Source organism: Pseudomonas sp. JC1203, assembly GCF_056175065.1.
This window is the reverse complement of the sequence record NZ_JBWCAM010000021.1, coordinates 71,249-92,764: the sequence shown is the minus strand read 5'-3', so window position 1 is coordinate 92,764 and position 21,516 is coordinate 71,249. Positions and strand designations below refer to the sequence as shown.

Annotated in this window: 9 protein-coding genes; 5 read left to right on the top strand and 4 right to left on the bottom strand. The window is 67.7% G+C overall.

Features of this window, described 5'->3' with window-relative positions; genetic code table 11:
* Positions 1 to 33 precede the first annotated feature (33 nt).
* The 4 genes from AC0SZ7_RS26150 to AC0SZ7_RS26135 form a co-directional block, all read right to left on the bottom strand.
* On the bottom strand, positions 34 to 1,635 hold the full coding sequence (locus tag AC0SZ7_RS26150) for an ABC transporter substrate-binding protein (protein WP_475507095.1): 1,602 nt from the start codon (positions 1,633 to 1,635) through the stop codon (positions 34 to 36).
* Positions 1,636 to 1,899: 264 nt separating this feature from the next.
* On the bottom strand, positions 1,900 to 3,513 hold the full coding sequence (locus AC0SZ7_RS26145; protein ID WP_475507094.1) for an ABC transporter substrate-binding protein: 1,614 nt from the start codon (positions 3,511 to 3,513) through the stop codon (positions 1,900 to 1,902).
* 331 nt (positions 3,514 to 3,844) lie between these two features.
* Positions 3,845 to 5,446, bottom strand: a complete 1,602-nt coding sequence (locus AC0SZ7_RS26140; protein WP_475507093.1) for an ABC transporter substrate-binding protein — start codon at positions 5,444 to 5,446, stop codon at positions 3,845 to 3,847.
* Positions 5,447 to 5,590: 144 nt separating this feature from the next.
* A complete protein-coding gene (locus tag AC0SZ7_RS26135; RefSeq protein ID WP_475507092.1) occupies positions 5,591 to 6,298 on the bottom strand; it encodes an SIMPL domain-containing protein in 708 nt (235 codons plus the stop codon).
* 224 nt (positions 6,299 to 6,522) lie between these two features.
* Here AC0SZ7_RS26135 and AC0SZ7_RS26130 point away from each other — a divergent pair, with 224 nt between their 5' ends.
* Genes AC0SZ7_RS26130 through AC0SZ7_RS26110 form a run of 5 tightly spaced genes read left to right on the top strand, consistent with a single transcriptional unit; the run spans position 6,523 to position 21,388 of the window.
* A complete protein-coding gene (locus tag AC0SZ7_RS26130; RefSeq protein ID WP_473005379.1) occupies positions 6,523 to 6,738 on the top strand; it encodes an MbtH family NRPS accessory protein in 216 nt (71 codons plus the stop codon).
* Complete coding sequence (locus AC0SZ7_RS26125; RefSeq protein WP_475507091.1) at positions 6,738 to 7,451, top strand: thioesterase II family protein; 714 nt, start codon at positions 6,738 to 6,740, stop codon at positions 7,449 to 7,451. Before AC0SZ7_RS26130 ends, AC0SZ7_RS26125 begins: the two co-directional genes overlap by 1 nt.
* A 16-nt stretch (positions 7,452 to 7,467) precedes the next feature.
* The gene (locus tag AC0SZ7_RS26120) at positions 7,468 to 12,675 is read left to right on the top strand and encodes an amino acid adenylation domain-containing protein (RefSeq protein WP_475507090.1); all 5,208 of its coding nucleotides are present in this window, start codon (positions 7,468 to 7,470) and stop codon (positions 12,673 to 12,675) included.
* Positions 12,672 to 18,362 carry an amino acid adenylation domain-containing protein gene (locus AC0SZ7_RS26115; protein ID WP_475507089.1) on the top strand — a complete coding sequence of 1,897 codons (5,691 nt, stop codon included), beginning with the start codon at positions 12,672 to 12,674 and terminating at the stop codon, positions 18,360 to 18,362. Before AC0SZ7_RS26120 ends, AC0SZ7_RS26115 begins: the two co-directional genes overlap by 4 nt.
* Complete coding sequence (locus AC0SZ7_RS26110) at positions 18,359 to 21,388, top strand: non-ribosomal peptide synthetase (RefSeq protein ID WP_475507088.1); 3,030 nt, start codon at positions 18,359 to 18,361, stop codon at positions 21,386 to 21,388. The genes AC0SZ7_RS26115 and AC0SZ7_RS26110 overlap by 4 nt, the downstream gene beginning before the upstream one ends.
* Positions 21,389 to 21,516: the final 128 nt, after the last annotated feature.

The window sequence follows — 21,516 nt, the reverse complement described above, 5'->3', positions numbered from 1 at the left end:
CACGCCTGGGCGTGCGCATCGCTGCACTGGAGGTCAGTCGATCAGCGAGACTCCGGTGAAGGTGTTGCGGCCGAACGGGCTGACCTTGAAGTCCTGCACCTTGGCGCTGATGGGCTGATTGACCGTGGAGTGGGCGATCGGCGTGATCGGCACTTCCTGCTTGAGGCGCTGCTGGGCCTGGCGGTACAGCTCGCTGCGGGCCTCGCGGTCGTTGAGGGTCTTGGCCTTCGTCACCAGGGCGTCGAAGGTGGGGTCGCACCACATGGCGATGTTGTTGCTGCCAATGGCGCCACAGCTGTACAGGGTGCCCAGCCAGTTGTCGGGGTCACCGTTGTCGCCGGTCCAGCCCATCAGGGCCACGTCGTGCTCGCCGTTCTTGGTGCGCTTTAGGTACTCGCCCCACTCGTAGCTGACGATGCGCGCCTTGATGCCCACCTTGGCCCAGTCGGACTGCAGCATCTCGGCCATCAGCTTGGCGTTGGGGTTGTAGGGGCGCTGCACGGGCATGGCCCACAGGGTGATCTCGTGGCCGTCCTTGACCCCGGCTTCCTTGAGCAGCTGGCGCGCCAGGTCCGGGTTGTACGGGGCGTCCTTGATGCTGGTGTCGTAGGACCATTGGGTCGGCGGCATGGCGTTCATCGCCAACTGGCCGGCCTCCTGGTACACCGCGTGCAGGATCGCCTGCTTGTTCACCGCCATGTCCATGGCCTGGCGCACCTTGAGCTGGTCGAACGGCGGGTGCTGCACGTTGTAGCCGATGTAGCCGAGGTTGTAACCCGGGGTCTCGATGACCTTCAGCTTGGGGTCGGCACGCAGCGCGGCAAGGTCGGCAGGGCGCGGGTTGAGGGTCACCTGGCACTCGTTCTTGCGCAGCTTCTGCACGCGCACCGAGGAGTCGACGTTGATCGCATAGATCAACTGGTCGACCTTCACCTGGCTAGGCTCCCAGTACTGCTCGTGCGCCTTGTAGCGTATCTGCGAGTCCTTCTGGTAGCGCTGCAGGGCGAAGGGCCCGGTGCCAATGGGCTTGTGGTTGAGGTCGCTGGGCTTGCCGGCTTTGAGCAGCTGCTCGGCGTACTCGGCGGACTGGATGGCGGCAAAGCTCATGGCGATGTTCTGCACGAAGGCTGCGTCCACCGTGCGCAGCTTGAATACCACGGTCATGGCGTCGGTCTTGCTGACGCTGACCAGGTTCTTGTCCAGGCCCATCGACACGAAGTACAGGAACTCTGTGGGGTAGGCGCGGGTGAACGGGTGGTCGCGGTCGAGCATGCGCTGGAAGGTAAACAGCACGTCGTCAGCGTTGAAATCGCGGCTGGGGGTGAAAGCCTTGTTGCTGTGGAAGCGCACGCCTTCACGCAGGTGGAAGGTGTAGGTGAGGCCATCCTCGGCCACGTCCCAGCGCGTGGCCAGGCTGGGGACCACGGCGGTGCCGCCGCGCTCGAATTCGGTCAGGCGGTTGTACAGCGGTTCCGCGGCATCGTTGTCGGTGCCACCGGTGAACTGGGCGATATCGAAGCCCGCAGGGCTGCCTTCAGAGCAGAACACCAGGCTCTTGTTGTTGGCCTGACTGAGCGGCACCTCGGCCAAAAGGCCCAGGCTGAGCAGGGATGCAACCAGATGGTGTTGACGCATGACGGTCTATTCCTTGTTGTCTGGATCGAGGCGGCCTGAGGGGTGATCGGGCCGAGGTTCGAAACTAGGGGCGCCAGCCTTGACCGTAAATGCGCGAAATCGCTGTGACCTGTTGGAAATATCTGAAATGCACGAAGGCCCTGCGTGAAAATGCAGTAATCGTTGTCTTCAGGGATTTCCCACCTTGAACGGTGGGAGCTGGCTTGCCAGCGAGCTTTTCGGGGCCATCAAAAGCTCGCCGGCAAGCCGGCTCCCACAGGGCGTTTACTTCTTGCTTTCGTCGATGCCCACGCCGTAGAACGAGTTCAGGCCGAATGGGCTGATCTTGAAATCAACCACGCTGTTGCGCATCGGCTGGTACACCGTGGAGTGCGCGATCGGGGTGATCGGCACCTGGTCCTTGGCGCGGTGCTGGGCCTGCTTGTACAGCTCGGTGCGCTTGGCCTGGTCTGGGGTGGCCTTGGCGGCCTTGACCAGCTTGTCGAAGTCGGCGTCACACCATTTGCCGAAGTTGTTGCCGTTGATGGCATCACAGCCCAGCAGGGTACCCAGCCAGTTGTCCGGGTCACCGTTGTCGCCGCTCCAGCCGATCAGCATGGCGTCCATCTCGCCGTTGTGCGCGCGCTTGATGTACTCGCCCCACTCGTAGCTGACGATGTTGGCCTTGATGCCGATTTTGCCCCAGTCCGACTGCAGCATTTCAGCCATCAGCTTGGCGTTGGGGTTGTAGGGGCGCTGTACGGGCATGGCCCACAGGTTGATGGTGGTGCCTTCGGGAATGCCGGCTTCCTTGAGCAGGGCCTTGGCTTTTTCCGGGTCGTAGGCAGGGTCCTTGATGGTGGTGTCATAGGACCACTGCGTCGGCGGCATGGCGTTGACGGCCAGCTGGCCGGCGCCCAGGTACACCGACTTGATGATTTGCGGCTTGTTCACGGCCATGTCCAGCGCCTGGCGGAACTTGAGGTTGTCGAACGGCTTGTGGGTCACGTTGTAGGCGATGTAGCCCAGGTTGAAGCCGGCCTGTTCAGGCATCTTCAGGTTTGGGTCGGCCTTGAGCGGGTCGATGTCGGCGGGGCGCGGGTAGGCGGTGATCTGGCACTCGTTCTTCTTCAGCTTCTGCATGCGCACCGAGGCGTCGGTGGTGATGGCGAAGATCAGGTTGTCGACCTTCACATCCTCAGGCTTCCAGTAGTCCTTGTTGCCCTTGAAGCGAATTTGCGCGTCTTTCTGGTACTTGCTGAACACGAACGGGCCAGTGCCGATCGGCTTCTGGTTGAGGTCCTGCGGCTTGCCTTCCTTGAGCAGCTGCGCGGCGTACTCGGCGGACTGGATGGAAGCGAAGCTCATGGCCATGTCCTGGATGAACGCGGCGTCCACGGTCTTCAGGGTGAACTTGACGGTGTGGTCGTCGACTTTCTCCACCTTGGTGATGTTGTCGTTCATCCCCATGTCGGTGAAGTACGGGAACTCGGTGGGGTAGGCCTTGCGGAACGGCATGTCCTTGTCGAGCATGCGCGTGAAGGTGAACACCACGTCGTCGGCGTTGAATTCGCGGCTCGGCTTGAAGTAGTCGGTGGTGTGGAACTTGACCCCTTCGCGCAGGTGGAAGGTGTAGGTCAGGCCGTCGGTGGACACGTCCCAGCTGGTCGCCAGGCCAGGAACCACGGCGGTGCCGCCACGCTCGAACTGGCTCAGGCGGTTGAAGATGGTCTCGGCCGAAGCGTCGAAGTCAGTACCGGTTGTGTACTGGCCCGGGTCGAAACCGGCCGGGCTGCCTTCTGAGCAGAACACCAGGCTGGTGGGTGCTGCCAGGGCAAAAGGAGCGCTGGCAAGCATGCCGGCGCCGATCAGAAACGGAATGACCGCGTGTTTGAGCATGGTGGCCTCAGTTGTTGTGTTTTTTGATTGAGGGGACCTTGTGGGTCTACCCGCCGATACTTATGCAGGCGGCATACCCAAAGCAATACTTTGGCGTCAGGGAAAGGACAAAGTGTGGAACAGGCGTACAAGAATGTCGCATGGATATAAAAATCTATCCATTTGAACGTTTGCGTACGTTTTAAATGGTGCACGGGGCGCACTAAAGCTGATCATTTGGTCAGCTTTGTGCGCCATTATGGTGCGCCTGTCGAGATGTGGGAGCTGGCTTGCCAGCGAGCTTTTCGGGGCAGTCAAAAGCTCGCTGGCAAGCCAGCTCCCACAATACGATTTACTGTTGCACACTCACGCCATAGAACGGCGTCAGGCCGAACGGGCTGATGCGGAAGTCCTGCACTTCCTTGCGCATGGGCTGGAACACCGTGGAGTTGGCGATCGGCGTGATCGGCACCTGGGCCTTGAGGATGTGCTGGGCCTGCTGGTACAGCTTGATGCGCTCGTCGCGGTTGCTGCTCAGCTTGGCCTGCTGGATCAGCTTGTCGTAGGCCGGGTCGCACCACTTGGCGTAGTTGCTGCCCTTCACCGCCGCGCAGCTGTACAGCACGCCCAGCCAGTTGTCGGGGTCGCCGTTGTCGCCGGTCCAGCCATAGATCATCACGTCATGCTCGCCGGCCTTGGCGCGCTTGATGTACTCGCCCCACTCATAGCTGACGATGTTGGCCTTGATGCCCACCTTGGCCCAGTCGTTCTGGATCATCTGCGCCGACATGCGCGCGTTCGGGTTGGACGCGCGCTGCACGGTCATGGCCCACAGGTTGATGCTGGTGCCTTCCTTGACCCCGGCTTCCTTCAGCAACTGGCGCGCCTTGTCGGGGTTGTAGGGGGCGTCCTTGATGGTCGGGTCGTAGGACCATTGCGCCGGTGGCAGGGCGTTCTGCGCCAGCTGGCCGGCGCTCTGGTACACGGCCTTGATGATGGCCGGCTTGTCGATGGCCATGTCCAGCGCCTGGCGCACCTTCAGCTGGTCCAGCGGCGCGTGGGTGACGTTGTAGGCCAGGAAACCCAGGTTGAAACCGGGCTGGCTCTGCACCTTCAGGTCAGGGTCCTGCTTGGCCACTTCGATGTCTTCGGGGCGCGGGTAGCCGCTCACCTGGCACTCGTTGCGCTTGAGCTTCTGCAGGCGCACGGCGGCGTCCGGGGTGATGGAGAAAATCAGGTTGTCGAGCTTCACATCCTCAGGCTTCCAGTAGTCCTTGTTGCCCACGTAGCGGATCTGCGCGTCCTTCTGGTAGCGCTTGAACACGAACGGGCCGGTGCCGATGGGTTTCTGGTTGATGTCGGCAGGCTTGCCTTCCCTCAACAGCTGGTTGGCGTATTCGGCGGACTGGATCGAGGCGAAGCTCATGGCCAGGTTCTGCACGAAGGCCGCGTCGATGTGGTTGAGGGTGAACACCACGGTGTGGTCGTCGGTCTTGGTGACCGACTTGATGGTGGTGTTGAGGTCCATGTCGTTGAAGTACGGCGACTCCGACGGGTACGCCTTGCGGAACGGCTGCTCGGGGTTGAGCAGGCGTTCGAAGGTGAACAGCACGTCATCGGCATTGAAAGTGCGCGTTGGCGTGAAGTAATCGGTGGTGTGGAACTTCACCCCGTCACGCAGGTGGAAGGTGTACACCAGGCCGTCCTTGGCCACCTCCCAGGAGGTCGCCAGGCCGGGTTCCACCTCGGTGCCGCCGCGCTTGAACTGCGTCAGGCGGTTGAACACGGTTTCGGCCGACGCATCGAAGTCGGTGCCGCTGGTGTACTGGCTGGGGTCGAAGCCGGCGGGGCTGGCTTCCGAGCAATAGACCAGGGTGCTGGCCGCCTGGGCCAGGGGCGCTGCGCCAAGCAAGGCTGCGGCCAGTAGCAGCGGGGTGAAGGCGGATTTGTCCATGAAAGCCTCTAGGGGAGTGAGTGCCTGGCAGATTACCTCGCCGACCCCCGTGGGGGGCGCGGGCGCGCCTGCTTGCGACTAAACCCCCACCGCGCGCGGGCACGCCAGCTCCCACAAAACCTTCATCATTTGTGCCGGGCGGTGTTACGGCATCTGCACTTCAATGGCGCCATCGGCGCTCATGGTCACCTGGCTGGTGCCGGCTTCCACTTCAGGCGCGGGCGCCGAGTCGGCCATCGCCGATTTCATCATCATGGCCGCCCGTGGGAACGGCTGCTGATAGCCGCTGCTGTTGAGGTTCATGCTCACCACCTTGTAACCCTTGCCACCCAGCGCCTCGGTCGCCAGTTGTGCACGGGCCTTGAACGCGGCCACGGCGTCCTTCAGCAGGGCGTCTTCGCTCTGGGTGCGTACCTTGGGCGAAATGGTGAAGCTCATGCCGCCCATCTTCAGCTCTTGCAACAGCTGCCCGGTAAGCGTGGACAGGGCAGGGAAGTCGGCACTTTCCAGGCGCAGCTCGGCGCGTTCGCGCCAGCCGGTGATCTTCTGGCCCTTGTCATCGTAAATGGGGTAGCTGTTGCGGCTGCCCTGGCTGATCTTCACGTCCTTAGCCGCGCGGGCCGTGCCCAGCGCCTTGTTCATGGCTTCGGTCACCTGGGCGGCGAGCTTGGCCGGGTCGGCGTTCTGTTCTTCGCTGTACAGGGTCACCAGCATCAGGTCGCGCGGCACCTCCTGGCTGACCTCGGCGCGCAGGGAAATCTGGTTGTAGCGGGGTTCGTCGGCCAGCGCAGGAAGGCTGGCCAGCAGGCCGGCGCCAAGGATCAGGGCGGCGCTGCGACTGAGGGTGTGCATGGGGGGACTCCTTGTGGGCAAACCGATGAGACTGTAGTTCCACTGGAGCGGTTCAGCACGGATGTGTAACCGTTTGTGGCGTTGGAGCGTTTAGGGAAATCTCCCACGCCATTATCAGAAACGCCTCTCATTAATTTTCCCTCCGTCTGACTCGTCACTTCGTTGTGGTTCCAAAGCCGTGCAAGCGGCAATCCCCCAGCAACGCAATACTGACGAGGTCGGCAATGGCTTTTGATCGCGAAGACACCGTGTTCACCGTGGTGGTTAACCACGAAGAGCAGTACTCCATCTGGCCCGAATACAAGGCCATTCCCCAAGGCTGGCGCGAAGCCGGCAAAAGCGGCCTGAAGGCCGAGTGCCTGGCGTTCATCGAGGAAGTCTGGACCGACATGCGCCCGCTCAGCCTGCGCCAGCACATGGAACAGCAGGCGGCCCGCTGATGCGTCTGTATTGCCTGCCCTATTCGGGCGCCAGCGCGATGGTTTACGGCCGCTGGCGCCGCAGCCTGCCGGCCGACATCGAGGTGTGCCCGCTGGAGCTGCCCGGCCGCGGCCGGCGCTTCAGCGAGCCGTTGGCCACCGACATGGTGGCGCTGGCGCGCCAGCTGGCCGCCGAGATCAGCCCGCAGCTCGACCGCCCCTACGCGCTGTTCGGCCACAGCCTGGGCGGCCTGCTGGTGCACGAGCTGGCGCATGCGCTGCGCGAACGTGGTTGCCCGCCGCCGCGCCTGCTGTTCGCCTCCGGCACCGCCGCGCCTTCGCAGCGCGACACCGAACGCTTCGCCGCGAACAAGACCGACGCCCAGTTGATCGCCGACCTGCGTGAGCTCAACGGCACCCCCGAAGACATCCTCGCCAATGAAGAACTGATGCGCCTGACGCTGCCGGTGCTGCGCGCCGATTTCGCCCTGTGCGGCGGCTACCAGTACCGCCTGCGTGCACCGCTGGACTGCCCCATCCAGGTGCTGGCCGGGCGCCAGGACTCGACCACGCCTGCGCAGTTGCAGGCCTGGCGCCAGGAAACCACGGGCGGCTTCGACCTGAGCCTGTTCGACAGCGGCCACTTCTTCATCCACGACCAGGCCAGCGATGTCCTCGCGCTGCTCCAGGCCCGGCTGCAACCCCTGCTGCACCGTCACGCAACAGCCATTTGAACCAAAGGTGATCGAAATGACCGAGCGCTTCGCAAGCTCGTTGGTGGAATCCTTGCAGCAACGCGCGGCCGCAACGCCGGACCGCGAGGCGCTGCGCTTCCTGGTGGACGGTGAAGAGGCCTTCGAGGCGCTCAGTTACCGGCAGCTGGCACAGCGGGCCCAGGCCATCGCCGTGTGGCTGCGCCAGCAGGCGGGGGCCGGCGAGCGCGCGGTGCTGCTGTTCCCCAGCGGCCTGGACTACGTGGCCAGCTTCTACGGCTGCCTGCACGCCGGGGTCATCGCGGTGCCGGCCTACCCGCCGGAGTCCACTCGCTCGCAGCACTTGCAGCGCCTGCAATCGATCATCGAAGACGCCCAGCCCAGGGTCATCCTCACCGACTCCACAGTGGCTGGGCTGCTGGGCGACAGTTTCGCCGGCAAGGTCCAGGTGCTGGCGGTGGACCAGGTGGACGCGCGCATGGCCGCCGACTGGCAGATGCCGCGGCTGGCCGCCGACGACATCGCCTTCCTGCAATACACCTCCGGCTCCACCTCGCGGCCCAAGGGCGTGCAGGTCAGCCACGGCAACCTGATGGCCAACGAGCGCATCATCACCCACGGCTTCGGCATCAATGCCCAGGACACCCTGGTCAGCTGGTTGCCGCTGTACCACGACATGGGCCTGATCGGCGGCCTGCTGCAGCCCATCTACAGCGGCGTGCCGTGCGTGCTGATGTCGCCGCGGCACTTCCTCGAACGGCCGGTGCGCTGGCTGCAGGCCATGAGCCGTTACCAGGGCACCGTCAGCGGTGGCCCGGACTTCGCCTACCGCCTGTGCACCGAGCGCGTCGCCGACGCGGCCCTGGCGCAACTGGACCTCAGCCACTGGCAGCTGGCGTACTCGGGCTCCGAGCCCATCCGCCGCGAAACCCTGCAAGGTTTCGCCCAGCGCTTCGCTGCCTGCGGCTTCCAGGAACGCGCTTACTTCGCCTGCTATGGCCTGGCCGAGGCAACCCTGTTCGTTACCGGCAGCCAGCGTGGCCAGGGCATTGCCGTGGACGAATTCGACAGCCAGGCGCTGGCCGACAACCGCCTGGAAGCGGGGTTGGGCTCGCCGCTGGTGGACTGCGGCAGCGCGCAGCCCGAGCACGCCGTACGCGTGTGCGACCCGCAGCACGGCCAGCCGTTGGCCGACGGCCAGGTGGGCGAGATCTGGGCCAGCGGGCCGAGCATCGCCAAGGGCTACTGGCGCAACCCCGAGGCCAGCGCCCAGGCCTTCGTGCAGGCTGACGGCCAGGCCTGGCTGCGCACCGGCGACCTGGGCAGCCTGGTGCAGGGCCAGTTGCGGGTAACCGGGCGGCTGAAAGACATGCTCATCGTGCGTGGCCAGAACCTCTATCCCCAGGACCTTGAACGCGCCGTGGAAACCCACGTCGCCGCCGTGCGGCAGGGCCGGGTAGGGGTGTTCGCCATCGAGCACCAGGGCCGCGAGGCCGTTGGCGTGGCCGCCGAGATCGGCCGCGGCACCCAGAATAAAATCAGCGCCCAGGCCCTGGCCGAGGCCATCCGCCTGGCCGTGGCCCAGGTCTGCCAGGAAGCCCCGGCGGTGGTCGCGCTGCTCAACCCCGGCGCGCTGCCCAAGACCTCCAGCGGCAAGCTGCAACGTTCGGCCTGCCGCGCCATGCTGCAGGACGGCAGCCTCGACAGCTACGCCATCGACCGCCTGGGTGAACAACACCTGGCGCAGGCCGAGGCGCGCGCGCCGCTGACCGCCAGCGAGCAACTGATCGCCCCGCTGTGGGCGGACTGCCTGGGCATTGACCCGGGCGCTGCGGACAACTTCTTCGCCCTGGGCGGCAACTCCATCACTGCCGTGCAGATGCTCGCCCGCCTGCGCGACGAACAAGGCCGCGAGGTGGCCCTGCGCGACCTGTTTGAAGCGCCCACCCTGGCCGAGTTCGCCGCGCTGGTGCAGCGCCAGCCCGTTGCCGGCAACCGCCTGCCGCCTGCCCGCGCCGGCGATGGCGCGGCCGGCCTGCTGTCGCCGGCCCAGCAGCGCATGTGGCTGCAGTGGCAGCTGGCCCCGGAAGGCCACGCCTACAACATCCACGGCTCGGTGCAGCTGCAAGGCGCGCTGGACCAGGCGGCGCTGCAACAGGCCTTCGACCAGTTGGTGGCGCGTCATGAAAGCCTCCGTAGCCGCTTTGTCGAGGACGGTGGCGCGGTTCGCCAACAGGTGCTGCCGGCACTGCAACTGGCCATCCAGCCGCTGACCCTCGACGCGCAAGCCAGCGCCGCGCGCCAGCCGTTCGACCTGCGCCAGGGCCCACTCCTGCGCGCCAGCCTGGCGGCGGTGAGCGCCGACACCTGGCGCCTGGCCCTGACCCTGCACCACATCATCGCCGACGGTTGGTCGATGAACCTGCTGCTGGCCGAACTCGCCGAGCACTACAACGCCTTGCGCCAACAACGCCCGGCCACGCTGGCGGCGCTACCCGTGCAATACCGCGACTTTGCCGCCTGGCAGCGCGACTGGCTGGCGGCCGGCGAGGCCCAGCGCCAACTGGCGTACTGGCAGGCGGAGCTGGGCGACGAGCACCCGCGCCTGGCCCTGCCCAGCGCCCAGCCGCGCCCGGCGCAACCGAGCCTGGCCGGCGCCGAACTGGCCATTGCCATTGAACCTGCGCTGGGCTGGGCCTTGCGCCGCCTGGCGCAGCGCCACGGGGTGACCCTGCCCACGGTGCTGCTGGCCAGTTTCCAGGTGCTGCTGCACCGCTACAGCCAGCAGCCCGACGTGCGCGTCGGCTGCACCGTGGCCAACCGCAACCAGGCCCACACCCAGGCGTTGATTGGCTGCTTCGTCAACCTGCTGGTGATGCGCGCCGACCTGTCGGGCAACCCCTCGTTCAGCGCGCTGCTGGCCCAGGTGCATGAGCGCGCCCTGCAGGCCCAGGCCCATCAGGACCTGCCCTTCGATGCGCTGGTGGAAGCGCTGCAACCGCAGCGCACGCCGGGCGAACACCCGCTGTTCCAGGTGGCGTTCGACCACCAGTGGCTCAACGATGACGTGCAGTTCGACGGCCTGCAGGTCCAGGCCCTGGGCCAGGAAGCCCTGGCCACCCAGTTCGACCTGATTTTGCACACCGTGGAGCGCACCGAGCAGTTGTCGGCGTCCTTCACCTACCGCCTCGACCTGTTCAGCGCCGCCACCGCCGCGCAACTGGCTCGCCACTGGCGCGCGCTGCTGCAGCAACTGGTGGCGCAACCCGAACAGCCGCTGGCGCAGCTGCCGCTGCTGGGCGAGGACGAACAAGCGCAGTTGCTGGCGCAGTGGAACCCGCAGCCCCAGGCCTTCGAACCCGCGCAGAGCCTGCACGGCCTGATCGCCGAACAAGCGCGCCGCCACCCCGCGGCGGTGGCGGTGCGCTTCGACGACCAACTGCTGACCTATGCCGAACTCGACCAACGCGCCAACCGCCTGGCTTGGCGCCTGCGCGAGCAGGGCGTAGGCCCCGACGTGCTGGTGGGCCTGGCCGCCGAGCGCTCGCTGGAACTGATAATCGGCCTGCTGGCCATTCTCAAGGCCGGCGGCGCCTACCTGCCACTGGACCCGGACTACCCGGCCGACCGCCTGGCCTACATGCAGGCCGACAGCGGCATTGCGCTGATGCTGATCCAGCCCCACCTGCAACAGCGCCTGCCTGTGGTGGCCGGCGTGCAGCGCCTGGGCTTCGACAGCGCCGGCTACCCCGACACCGCGCCGCCCGAGTTGGCCGGCCCCCGGCACCTGGCCTACTGCATCTACACCTCGGGCTCCACCGGCTCGCCGAAGGGCGTGTTGATCGACCACGCCAACGTGTTGCGCCTGTTCCAGGCCAGTGCGCCGCTGCTGCCATTCGACCACCGCGACGTGTGGACGCTGTTCCATTCCTACGCCTTCGACTTCTCGGTGTGGGAGATTTTCGGCGCGCTGCTGCACGGCGGCACGCTGATCGTCGTGCCGTATTACGTCAGCCGTGAGCCGCGGGCCTTCGCCGAGCTGCTGCGCGAGCAGGGCGTGACCGTGCTCAACCAGACCCCTTCGGCATTCCGCCAGTTGATGGTGCCGCTGCTGGCCAGCGCCGACGGCCTACCGGCGCTGCGCACGGTGATCTTCGGCGGCGAAGCGCTTGAAGTCAGCAGCCTGCAGCCGTGGTTCGCGCGCTTCGGCGGCCAGCAGCCGCGCCTGATCAACATGTACGGCATCACCGAAACCACCGTCCACGTGACCTTCCGCGAACTGACCCAGGCCGACCTGCACAGCAGTGCCAGCCCTATCGGCCTGCCGCTGGCGGACCTTGCGTGGTACTTCCTAGACGCCGCCCTGCAGCCGGTGCCGCCGGGCGTGGTGGGCGAGCTGTACATCGGCGGTGCGGGCCTTGCCCGGGGCTACCTGAAGCGCCCAGGCTTGAGCGCCGAACGCTTCATGGCCGACCCGTTCAGCCCCGTGCCGGGCGCGCGCATGTACCGCACCGGCGACCTTGCCAGCTTTAGCGCCGACGGCCAGGTGCAGTACCTGGGGCGCATCGACCACCAGGTGAAACTGCGCGGCTTCCGCATTGAACTGGGCGAGATCGAGGCGCGCCTGCGCGACCAGCCCCAAGTGCGCGACGCCGCCGTGCTGCTGCGTGCCGATGCCCAGGGCGAACAGCGCCTGGTGGGCTTCGTGGTGGCGGCCGAGCCGTGGCCCGACGCCGCGCAGACGCTGTTGCAACTGCGCCAGCAACTCAAGGCCAGCCTGCCGCTGCACATGGTGCCGGCGCAGCTGCAGCGGCTCGACAGCCTGCCGCTGACCGCCAACGGCAAGCTCGACCAGCGCGCCCTGCAACTGGACGAAAACGCCTGGCTGCAACAGGCCTACGTAGCGCCCCAGACCGCCACCGAGCAAGCGCTGGCTGCGATTTGGCAGAGCCTGCTGAACGTCGAGCAGGTAGGCCTGCACGACAACTTCTTCGAACTGGGCGGCCATTCGCTGCTGGCCACGCAACTGGCCTCGCGTATCGAGGTGCAATTCCAGCGGCGCCTGGACCTGCGCCAGGTGTTCGAAGCCGCCGACCTGCAAGCGCTGGCGGCGGCGCTGGATGCCGGCGAGGCGCTGCCCGACCAGGACGCGCTGGCCGATGAAGTGCTGGCGCTGATGCAGAGCCTGCAAGGCTTGTCCGAAGAAGAGCTGGCCCTGTTGGCCGCCGAGAAGAGCGACTCATGAACAAAGTGCTCGAATCGTTGCAAACCCTGAGCCTGGCCCAGCGCAAGGCGCTGGCGGCAGTGATGGCGAAGAAGGGCATCGACCTGTTCCGTCAGCTGCCGATCCCGCGGGTGCCGCGTGACGCGCCGCTGGCGCTGTCCTACGCGCAGCAGCGCCTGTGGTTCCTGCAACAGCTGGAGCCCGCCAGCGCCGCCTACGTTATCCCCGGCGCCCTGCGCCTCACCGGGCCGTTGGACGAAGCGGCGTTGCAGGCCGCGCTGGACCAGTTGCTGGCCCGCCACGAACCGCTGCGCAGCCGTATCCAGGTCGAAGCCGGGGTGCCGGTGCAGCAGATTCAGGCGCCGACGCCGCTGCAACTGACCCGCTGGGACCTCAGCGCGCTGCCGGTGGGCGAACGCGAGATACGCCTTGAACAACTGCTCGACGCCGAGGCCGCGCGGCCCTTCGACCTGGCCTGCGACTGCCTGCTGCGCGGCGCGCTGATCAAGCTGGCGGCGGGTGAGCAGGTGCTGGCCCTGGCGGTGCACCACATCGTCGCTGATGGCTGGTCCATCAACCTGCTAATCCAGGAACTGACCCAGCTGTACCCGGAGCTGCGCCAGGGCACGCCACTGCAACTGCCGGAACCTGCGTTGCACTACGCCGACTTCGCCCAATGGCAACGGCACTGGCTGGAGTCGGGGGAGGGCGACCGCCAGCTGAACTGGTGGAAGCAGCGCCTGGGCGAAGAGCATCCGCCCTTGGCATTGCCGCTGGACCGGCCACGGCCGGCGCAGCGCAGCGAGCGCGGTGGCAGCCTGGAATTTGCCCTGCCCACGGCCATGGCGCGGCAGCTGGAACAACTGGCCGAGCGCTCGCGGGTCACGGTGTTCAGCGTGCTGCTGGCGGCGTTCAAGGCGCTGTTGTACCGCTACAGCGGCCAGCCGGCTATCCAGGTTGGCGTGGCCCTGGCCGGGCGCAACCGCAGCGAGCTGGAGCCGCTGGTAGGGCTGTTCGTCAACACCCAGGTGCTGCGCAGCGAGGTCAGCGGCGCGCTGCCGTTCGCCGCCTTGCTGGCCCAGGTGCAGGCCACGGCGATAGAGGCCCAGCAGTACCAGGACCTGCCGTTCGAAATGCTCGTCGACGCCCTGCAACCCGAGCGCAGCGCCAGCCACACGCCGTTGTTCCAGGTGCTGTTCAACCACCAGCGCCAGGGCGCGCTGGGCGCACGGCGGCTGGATGAACAGGTGCAGATGGTGCTGGTGGAACGCGAGCGCCGTGCGCAGAAATTCGACCTGACGTTGAGCACCGAACAGCGGGGCAGCGGCGAGATTCTCGCCAGCCTGGGCTACAGCGCCGACGTGTTCGAGCGCGCCACGGTGGCGCGCCTGCAACAGCATTACCTGGCGGTGTTGGGCCAGGTGCTGGCGCAGCCTTCACTGCGCCTGGCCGACCTCGACCTGCTGCAGGGCGCGGTACAACCGCAGCCGTGTGGCGAGGCGCTGGAACAACCGCTGGCATCGGTGCTGCAGCTGTTCGAGCAGCAGGTGCGCGAGCAGCCTGCCAGCATCGCCCTGATGCACGGCGGCCAGGCGTACACCTTCGCCTGGCTCGACCAGGCCGCCAACCGCGTCGCCCAGGCGCTGCTGGCCCAAGGCTGCCAGCCTGGCGAGCGCGTGCCGCTGTTGTGCGGCCGCAGCCCGGCACTGGTGGCGGGGCTGCTGGGGGTGATGAAGGCCGGTGGCGCCTACGTGCCGCTGGAACCGCAGACGCCGGTTGGGCGGCTGCAGCAGATCTGCGCCGACCTGCAGGCCCGCCGCGTGCTGGCCTGCGCCGTGCAACCCGAGCTGGCTTTGCCGCTGGTTCGCCTCGATCACTTGTTGGCCGTCACCGATCCCGTTGCCCCGGTGCAGCCCGTCAGCCATGGCCTGCAACCGGCCTACCTGATCTTCACCTCCGGCTCTACTGGCCGCCCCAAGGGCGTGGTCATCAGCCACGGCGCCCTGGGCAACTACGTGCAGGGCCTGCTGCAACGCCTGGCGCTGGCGCCCGAGGCGAGCATGGCCATGGTCTCCACGGTGGCCGCCGACCTTGGCCACACCGTGCTGTTCGGCGCGCTGTGCAGCGGCCGCACCCTGCACCTGCTGGACAACGACCAGGCCCGCGACCCGCAACTGTTCGCCGACTACCTCAGCCAGCACCGGGTAGGCGTGCTGAAGATTGTGCCCAGCCATCTGCACAGCCTGCTGGTGGCCGGCCACGAAGCCGCAGCGCTGCCGTGGCACGCGCTGATCCTGGGCGGCGAGGCCTGCGAGCCGGCGCTGCTGCAGCGCATCGCCCAGGCACGCCCGGCTTGCCGCATCTTCAACCACTACGGCCCATCGGAAACCACCGTCGGCGTGCTGGCCGGCGCGGTGCAGGACCTCAACGCGCGGGCACCCCTGGGGCGTCCGCTGGCCGGCAGCAGCGTGCACGTGCTGGACGCCGACCTCAACCCGCTGCCGGTGGGCGTGGTGGGTGAGCTGTACATTGGCGGCACCGGCCTGGCCCAGGGTTACCAGGGCCAGCCGGGGCACAGCGCCGAGCGTTTCGTACCCAACCCCTTCGGCGCCCCGGGCTCGCGCCTGTACCGCAGCGGCGACCGCGTGCGCTGGAACGCCCAGGGCCAGCTGGAATACCTGGGCCGCCAGGACCATCAGGTCAAGGTGCGCGGCTTCCGTATCGAACTGGCCGAAGTACAGGTGCAAATCGTCGCCCATCCCGACGTGCACCAATGCGCGGTCATTCTTGGGTCAGGCCAATTGCTGGCCTACGTAGTGCTGGCGCAAGGCGCCACGCTGGACGCGATCAAAACCGACCTGGCGCGCCGGCTGCCCGACTACATGCAGCCGGCTCACTGGCAGCTGCTGGCGGCGTTGCCGGTGACCGCCAACGGCAAGCTCGACAGCAAGGCGCTGCCGGCGCCGGTGCTGCACAGCCGCGGCAGCGAGCCGCCAGCCACGGCCCATGAGCAACGCCTGGCGCAGCTGTGGCAGGACCTTCTGGGGCTGGAAGGCGTGAGCCGCGACGGCCACTTCTTCGAACTGGGCGGGCATTCCCTGCTGGCCACGCAGCTGGTGGCGCGGGTGCGGGAGCAGTTCGACGTGGCCCTAGCGCTGCGCGAAGTGTTCGACACCCCGCGCCTGGACCAGATGGCCGCGCGCATTGCCGAACTGGCGGGCGTTACCGCGCCTGCGCTGCCGGCGCTGGCCGCCGAACCGCGCCAGGGCGTGCTGCCGCTGTCCCTGGCCCAGCAGCGCCTGTGGGTGGTGGACCGCCTCAGCGGCGGCCAGTCCGATGCCTACAACATGAGCGGCCGCCTGCAACTGGACGGCCCGCTTGACCGCCAACGGCTGGTGGCCGCCCTCGACCTGCTGGTAGCGCGGCATGAAGTGCTGCGCAGCCACTACCCCGAGGACGACAACGGCGACCCGCACACCCAGGTGCTCGACACCCTGAAGCTCGACGTGCCCTTCGCTGACCTGTCCATGCTGGCCGCCGATGAGCGCGAGCAACTGGTGCGCCAGGCCTCGCTGGACGACGCCCGGCAGCCCTTCGACCTGCTGGCCGGGCCGCTGCTGCGCGCCCGGCTGCTGCGCCTGGGCGAACAGCGCCACCTGCTGTTGTTCAGCCTGCACCACATCGTCGGCGACGGCTGGTCGGTGGGCATCCTCATCCGCGAATTCGCCGAGGCCTACCGTGCCCTTGGCGCCCAACGCGCGCCGCAATGGGCGCCGCTGCCGGTGCAGTACCTGGACTTTGCCATCCACCAGCAGCGTTGGCTGGCTAGCGAAGCCTTCAGCCGCGAACGCGGGTTCTGGCAGGCGCGGCTGGAAGGGGCGCCGAAGGTGCTGGAGTTGCCCACCGACTTCCCGCGCCCGGCCCTCGCCTCCACTGCCGGTGCCGAGCATCTGCTGCGCATCGACGCGGCGCAGTACGCGCAGATCGAGGCGCACTGCCGCAGCGCCGGCGTCACGCCGTTCATGTGGTTGCTGGCCAGCTTCCAGTGGCTGCTGCACCGGGTGGCGGGCACCGACGACCTGCTGCTGGGCACCGACCTTGCCGGCCGCCAGCAGCAGGCGCTGGAAGGCCTGATTGGCTTCTTCGTCAATGTCCTGCCGCTGCGCTCGCGCACCACGCCGGGCATGACCTTCGAGGCCCTGCTGGCCCAGGCCCGCGACAGCGCCCTGGCCACCTTCGAGCACCAGCAGCTGCCCTTCGACCGCATCGTCGAAGCCGTGGGCGTGCCCCGCGACCGCAGCCGCAACCCGCTGGTGCAGGTGCTGTTCGTGCTGCAGAACACCCCCAAGGGCCAGTTCGACATCGACGGCCTGCACATCCAGCGCCTGGGCGCGCTGGAGCACAGCTCCAAATTCGACATGGGCCTGTTCCTCGAACCTGAAGGCGGCGGCCTGCTGGTGCGCTGGGCCTACGCCAGCGGCCTGTTCAGCGCCGCCCGCATCCAGCGCCTGGCCCAGGCCTGGCTGCAACTGATTGCCCTGGCGATTGCTTCGCCCCACACCCCGCTGGAGGAGTTCACCGTGCACGACAGCAGCGAAACCCCCGTTGGCCGCGATGCGCCGGCCATGGGCAACAAGCTCGACAAGCTGAAAAAATTCATGAAGCAGCCGACGGCCAGGCCCCAGGGCCCGCGCGAGCTGATCAAGACCCGGCCCATCGAGCCTGGCAAAGTGTTCCCGCTGCTGATCGAGCCGGCCAGCCAGGACCTCGACGCCCTGGCCTGGGCGGCTGCCCACCGTGACCAGGTCGAGGCCCTGCTGCGCCGCCACGGCGGCCTGGTGCTGCGCAACTTCGGCGTGGTCACCCCGGCTGATTTCGAGGCCTTCGCCGAAGCCCTGCAGCCAGGCCTGTACGGCGCCTACGGCGACCTGCCGAAGAAGGAGGGTGGGCGCAACACCTACCGTTCCACGCCGTTCCCCGAGCGGCAGATGATCCTGTACCACAACGAAAGCGCGCACCTGGACCGCTGGCCGCGCAAGCAGTGGTTCTTCTGCGAACTGCCGTCGGCCATCGGCGGCTGCACGCCCATTGTCGACTGCCGTGAGCTGTACCGGCGCCTGCCCGCCGACATCGCCCAGCGCTTCGAACAGCGCGGCCTGCTGTACGTGCGCACCTTCCTGCAGAACCTTGACGTCAGCTGGCAGCACTTCTTCAAGACCGATGACCGCGCCGAGGTGGAGGCGCGCTGCGAGGCCGGCGGCATCGACTACCGCTGGCTGGGCGACGACGAGTTGCAGACCCGCACCCGCGCCCCGGCGGTGATCGTGCACCCGCTGACCGGCGAGCGTTCGTTCTTCAACCAGGTGCAGCTGCATCACATTTTCTGCCTTGAGCCCGAGGTGCGCAGCGACCTGCTGGACATGCTTGGCCTGGAGCGCATGCCGCGCAACGTCTACTACGGCGACGGCACGCCCATCGAGGACGAGGTGATGGAGTTGCTCGGCCGCCTGTACGAAGAATGCGCGGTGCGTTTCGACTGGCAGCAGGGCGACGTGGTGATGCTCGACAACATGATCGCCGCTCACGCCCGCGACCCCTACGAGGGGCCGCGCAAGATCGTCGTCGCCATGGGCGACATGTATGACCGCGCGCGCCTGCAGCAAGAGCGTGCTGCCCTGGCCCAAGCGCCCCTGGAGACTGTGCAATGAGCGAAGTGATGGAACTCGAACACCTGGCCCTGAGCCCGGAACAGCGGGCTGCGCAGGATGCCGGTGGCGAGCCGCCGGTGCTGTGGCTGGGGGCTGCCGCCGCGGTCGACGCCCAGGCCCTGCGGCAGAATTTCGAGCGTGCGGTGCGTGGCCAGTGGAGCCTGAACTGCCGCTTCAGCCAGCAGCCCGGCTACCGCGGCCTGCGCCAGCAGCCGCTGGAAGCGCCCGGCAGTGGCCGCTGGCAGTTCACCGATTTGCGCGGCGTGGCCGATGCCCAGGCGGCACTGCATGGCGAGCCGCCGGCGTTCGACATCGGCCGTGGCGAAGTCGTGGCTGCCCAGCTGTTTGCCGTGGCCGACAACGATTGGCGGCTGTGCCTGCGCGCCAGCGCCCTGGTGGCCGACGCTGGCAGCCTGCGCCTGCTGGCGCGGTTGATGGTTGAAGAGGCGCAGGCCGAAGACGAGGAGAGCGGCCATTTCGGCCAGTTCGTCGAATGGCGCCAGGCCATGGCCGAGGACGAAGACGCTCCTGCCGGCCAGGCCTACTGGGCCGAGCACCTGCGTGCGGCTGGCGCCGAACAGGCGCTGCAATTGCCGCTGCGCCGCCTGCACGGGCAAGCCGGCCAGGACCAGGCGTTCAGCCCCTTGAGCAACGAGCAGGTGCATGGCCTCAACGCCTTGGCCGAAAGCCGCCAGGTGCGCGTCGACAGCCTGTTGCAAGCAGCCTGGTGGGCGCTGCTGGCGCGCATCGGCGGCCAGGGCCAACTGTTGGGCGGCTGGCTGCACGATTGCCGCAGCGACTATGACTTCTTCGCCGCCAGCACCGGGGTCTACGAAAAGACCCTGCCGCTGGCCCTGAGCCTGGACTGCCGCCAGCCGTTCGCGCGCTGGCTGGCCGAGTGCAGTGGGTTGCTGGACAGCCATCGCGGCTGGCAGGAACACGCCCCGGCGCAATTGCGCAGCGACTGCCTGCGGGCCGGTTTCAGCGTCGAATCTGCGGTGCCGGCCGGCTGGCGTGCGCTCAGCGCGCGGCCGTCGCCGTTCGAACTGGCCCTGCAGGTGCACCAGGACGCCCACGGCCAGGTCACGGGCCTGGGGCTGTCGGCGAACCTGCTGCACTACCGCCCCGGTGACGCCCAAGGCCTGTTGCAGCAGTACCTGCAACTGCTGGAACGCCTGCCGGATGGCATCGAACAGAGCATCGAGCGGCTGCTGCAGCCGACGGTGGCTGACGCACGCCTGTCCGGCCCGGTGCAGACCTTCGGCGAAGGCAGCACCCTGGCGCGCATCGCTCACTGGGCGGCGGTGTCGCCCAACGCCGCAGCGCTGCAGGGCGCCGATGGCATGCTCACCTACAGCGAGCTCAAGCAACGCATCGAACAGCTGGCGAGCGCCTTGCACGCCCAGGGTGCTGGCCCCGAGACCATTGTCGCCCTGGCGCTGCCACGCTCCACCGAACTGGTGGTCGCCGCGCTGGCCGTGATGCGCAGCGGCGCCGCCTACCTGCCGCTGGACCCACAGTGGCCGCAGGCGCGCCGCCAGCAATTGGCCGACGCCGCCAAGCCGCTGCTGGTCATCGGCGCCGACGCGGCGCTGGCCGGCCACCGCCAGCTGTCGTGGGCGGATTGGGCGGCGCAGCCAGCAGTGGCCACAGAGTTGCCGCTGCCGACGCCGCGCCAGGCTGCCTACGTGCTGTTCACCTCCGGCTCCACCGGCCAGCCCAAGGGCGTGGTCGTCGAGCATCAACAGTTGCACAACTATGTTCAGGCAGTCAGCCAGGCCCTGGACCTGCGCGCTTGCCAGCGCTTTGCGCTGACCTCCACGGTGGCTGCCGACCTGGGCAACACCTGCCTGTTCGGCGCTTTCGAGCAGGGTGCCTGCCTGGTGGTCGCCAGCACCGAGGACATGCAGGACGCGCCGTCCTTCGCGCGGTTCCTGGCGGCCCAGCGCATCGACTGCCTGAAGATGGTGCCGTCGCACCTGGCTGCCTTGCTCGACGACCAGGGCGGGGCGTTGCCGGCCACGGTCATCCTGGGGGGCGAAGCGACCACGTCAGCGCTGGCCGAACGCATTCGCGCGCAGTCGCCGGCCACGCGCCTGTTCAACCATTACGGCCCCACCGAAGCCACGGTCGGCGTGCTCTACCAGGCAGTAGCCGGTGACCCGCTGGTGCTGGGCGGGGTGCTGGCCAACAACGTCGCCACCCTGCTGGACGAGGAGGGCCGCCGCGTGCCGGTGGGCGCCATCGGCGAGCTGTACCTGGGTGGCGCACAGCTGTGCCGGGGTTACCTGAGCGGCGACGCATCGGCGTTCATTGCCGACCCCGAGCAACCCGGCCAGCGCCTGTACCGCACCGGCGACCGCGCCGTGCGCCGCCACGATGGCGCGCTGGAGCTGCGCGGCCGTGGCGACGGCCAGGTGAAGATCCGTGGCTTCCGCGTGGAAGTGGGCGAGGTCGAGGCCACCCTGCAAGCCCTGGGGGAAGCGGCGGTGAAAGTGCTGCGCGACGCTGATGGCGAAGCCAGCCTGGTGGCCTACGTGGTGGGCGACGAAGCGGCGCTGCGCCAGCAGCTGGAGGCACGCCTGCCCGAAGCCATGCGCCCGCTGCGCTACGTGCGGCTGCCCAGTCTGCCGCGCCTGGCCAACGGCAAAATCGACCGCCAGGCACTCCCCGCCGTGCAGCCCGACCTTGCCAGTGGCCGCGCCCCGCGCGACGCCCTGGAAACCCTGCTGGCCGGCCACATGGCCGAACTGCTGGGGCGCGAGAGCCTGGACATCGACAGCGACTTCTTCGAGGCCGGTGGCCATTCGTTGACGGTGATCAAACTGGTGGCGGCGATCCGCAAGGGCCTGCAACTGGAAGTGCCGCCGGGCATCGTCTTCGACCACCCCAGCGTGGTGGCCCTGGCCGCCGCCCTGCGCGAGCGCGAGCGCGCGCCGGGGCAGCTGGAGAAAGCGGCCGGGTTGCGCTTGAAGTTGCAGGCGTTGAGCCCGGCGCAGCGCGAGGCGTTGCTCAACCGCCGTTAACCCGTAGCCGCTGCCGCCAGGCTGCGCTGGCCCGTCAGAGCACCACCGCTCTCATGGGCCAGCGCAGGCCACAGATCCTAAATTCCCCCACCCCCCCTTCGTCCTTCAAAGACACCAACGACACGGTC

Excerpts from the sequence above, each read along its gene's own strand:
- AC0SZ7_RS26150 (WP_475507095.1), bottom strand. The coding sequence starts at position 1,635 with ATGCGTCAACACCATCTGGTTGCATCCCTGCTCAGCCTGGGCCTTTTG.
- AC0SZ7_RS26145 (WP_475507094.1), bottom strand. The coding sequence starts at position 3,513 with ATGCTCAAACACGCGGTCATTCCGTTTCTGATCGGCGCCGGCATGCTT.
- AC0SZ7_RS26140 (WP_475507093.1), bottom strand. The coding sequence starts at position 5,446 with ATGGACAAATCCGCCTTCACCCCGCTGCTACTGGCCGCAGCCTTGCTT.
- AC0SZ7_RS26135 (WP_475507092.1), bottom strand. The coding sequence starts at position 6,298 with ATGCACACCCTCAGTCGCAGCGCCGCCCTGATCCTTGGCGCCGGCCTG.
- AC0SZ7_RS26130 (WP_473005379.1), top strand. The coding sequence starts at position 6,523 with ATGGCTTTTGATCGCGAAGACACCGTGTTCACCGTGGTGGTTAACCAC.
- AC0SZ7_RS26125 (WP_475507091.1), top strand. The coding sequence starts at position 6,738 with ATGCGTCTGTATTGCCTGCCCTATTCGGGCGCCAGCGCGATGGTTTAC.
- AC0SZ7_RS26120 (WP_475507090.1), top strand. The coding sequence starts at position 7,468 with ATGACCGAGCGCTTCGCAAGCTCGTTGGTGGAATCCTTGCAGCAACGC.
- AC0SZ7_RS26115 (WP_475507089.1), top strand. The coding sequence starts at position 12,672 with ATGAACAAAGTGCTCGAATCGTTGCAAACCCTGAGCCTGGCCCAGCGC.
- AC0SZ7_RS26110 (WP_475507088.1), top strand. The coding sequence starts at position 18,359 with ATGAGCGAAGTGATGGAACTCGAACACCTGGCCCTGAGCCCGGAACAG.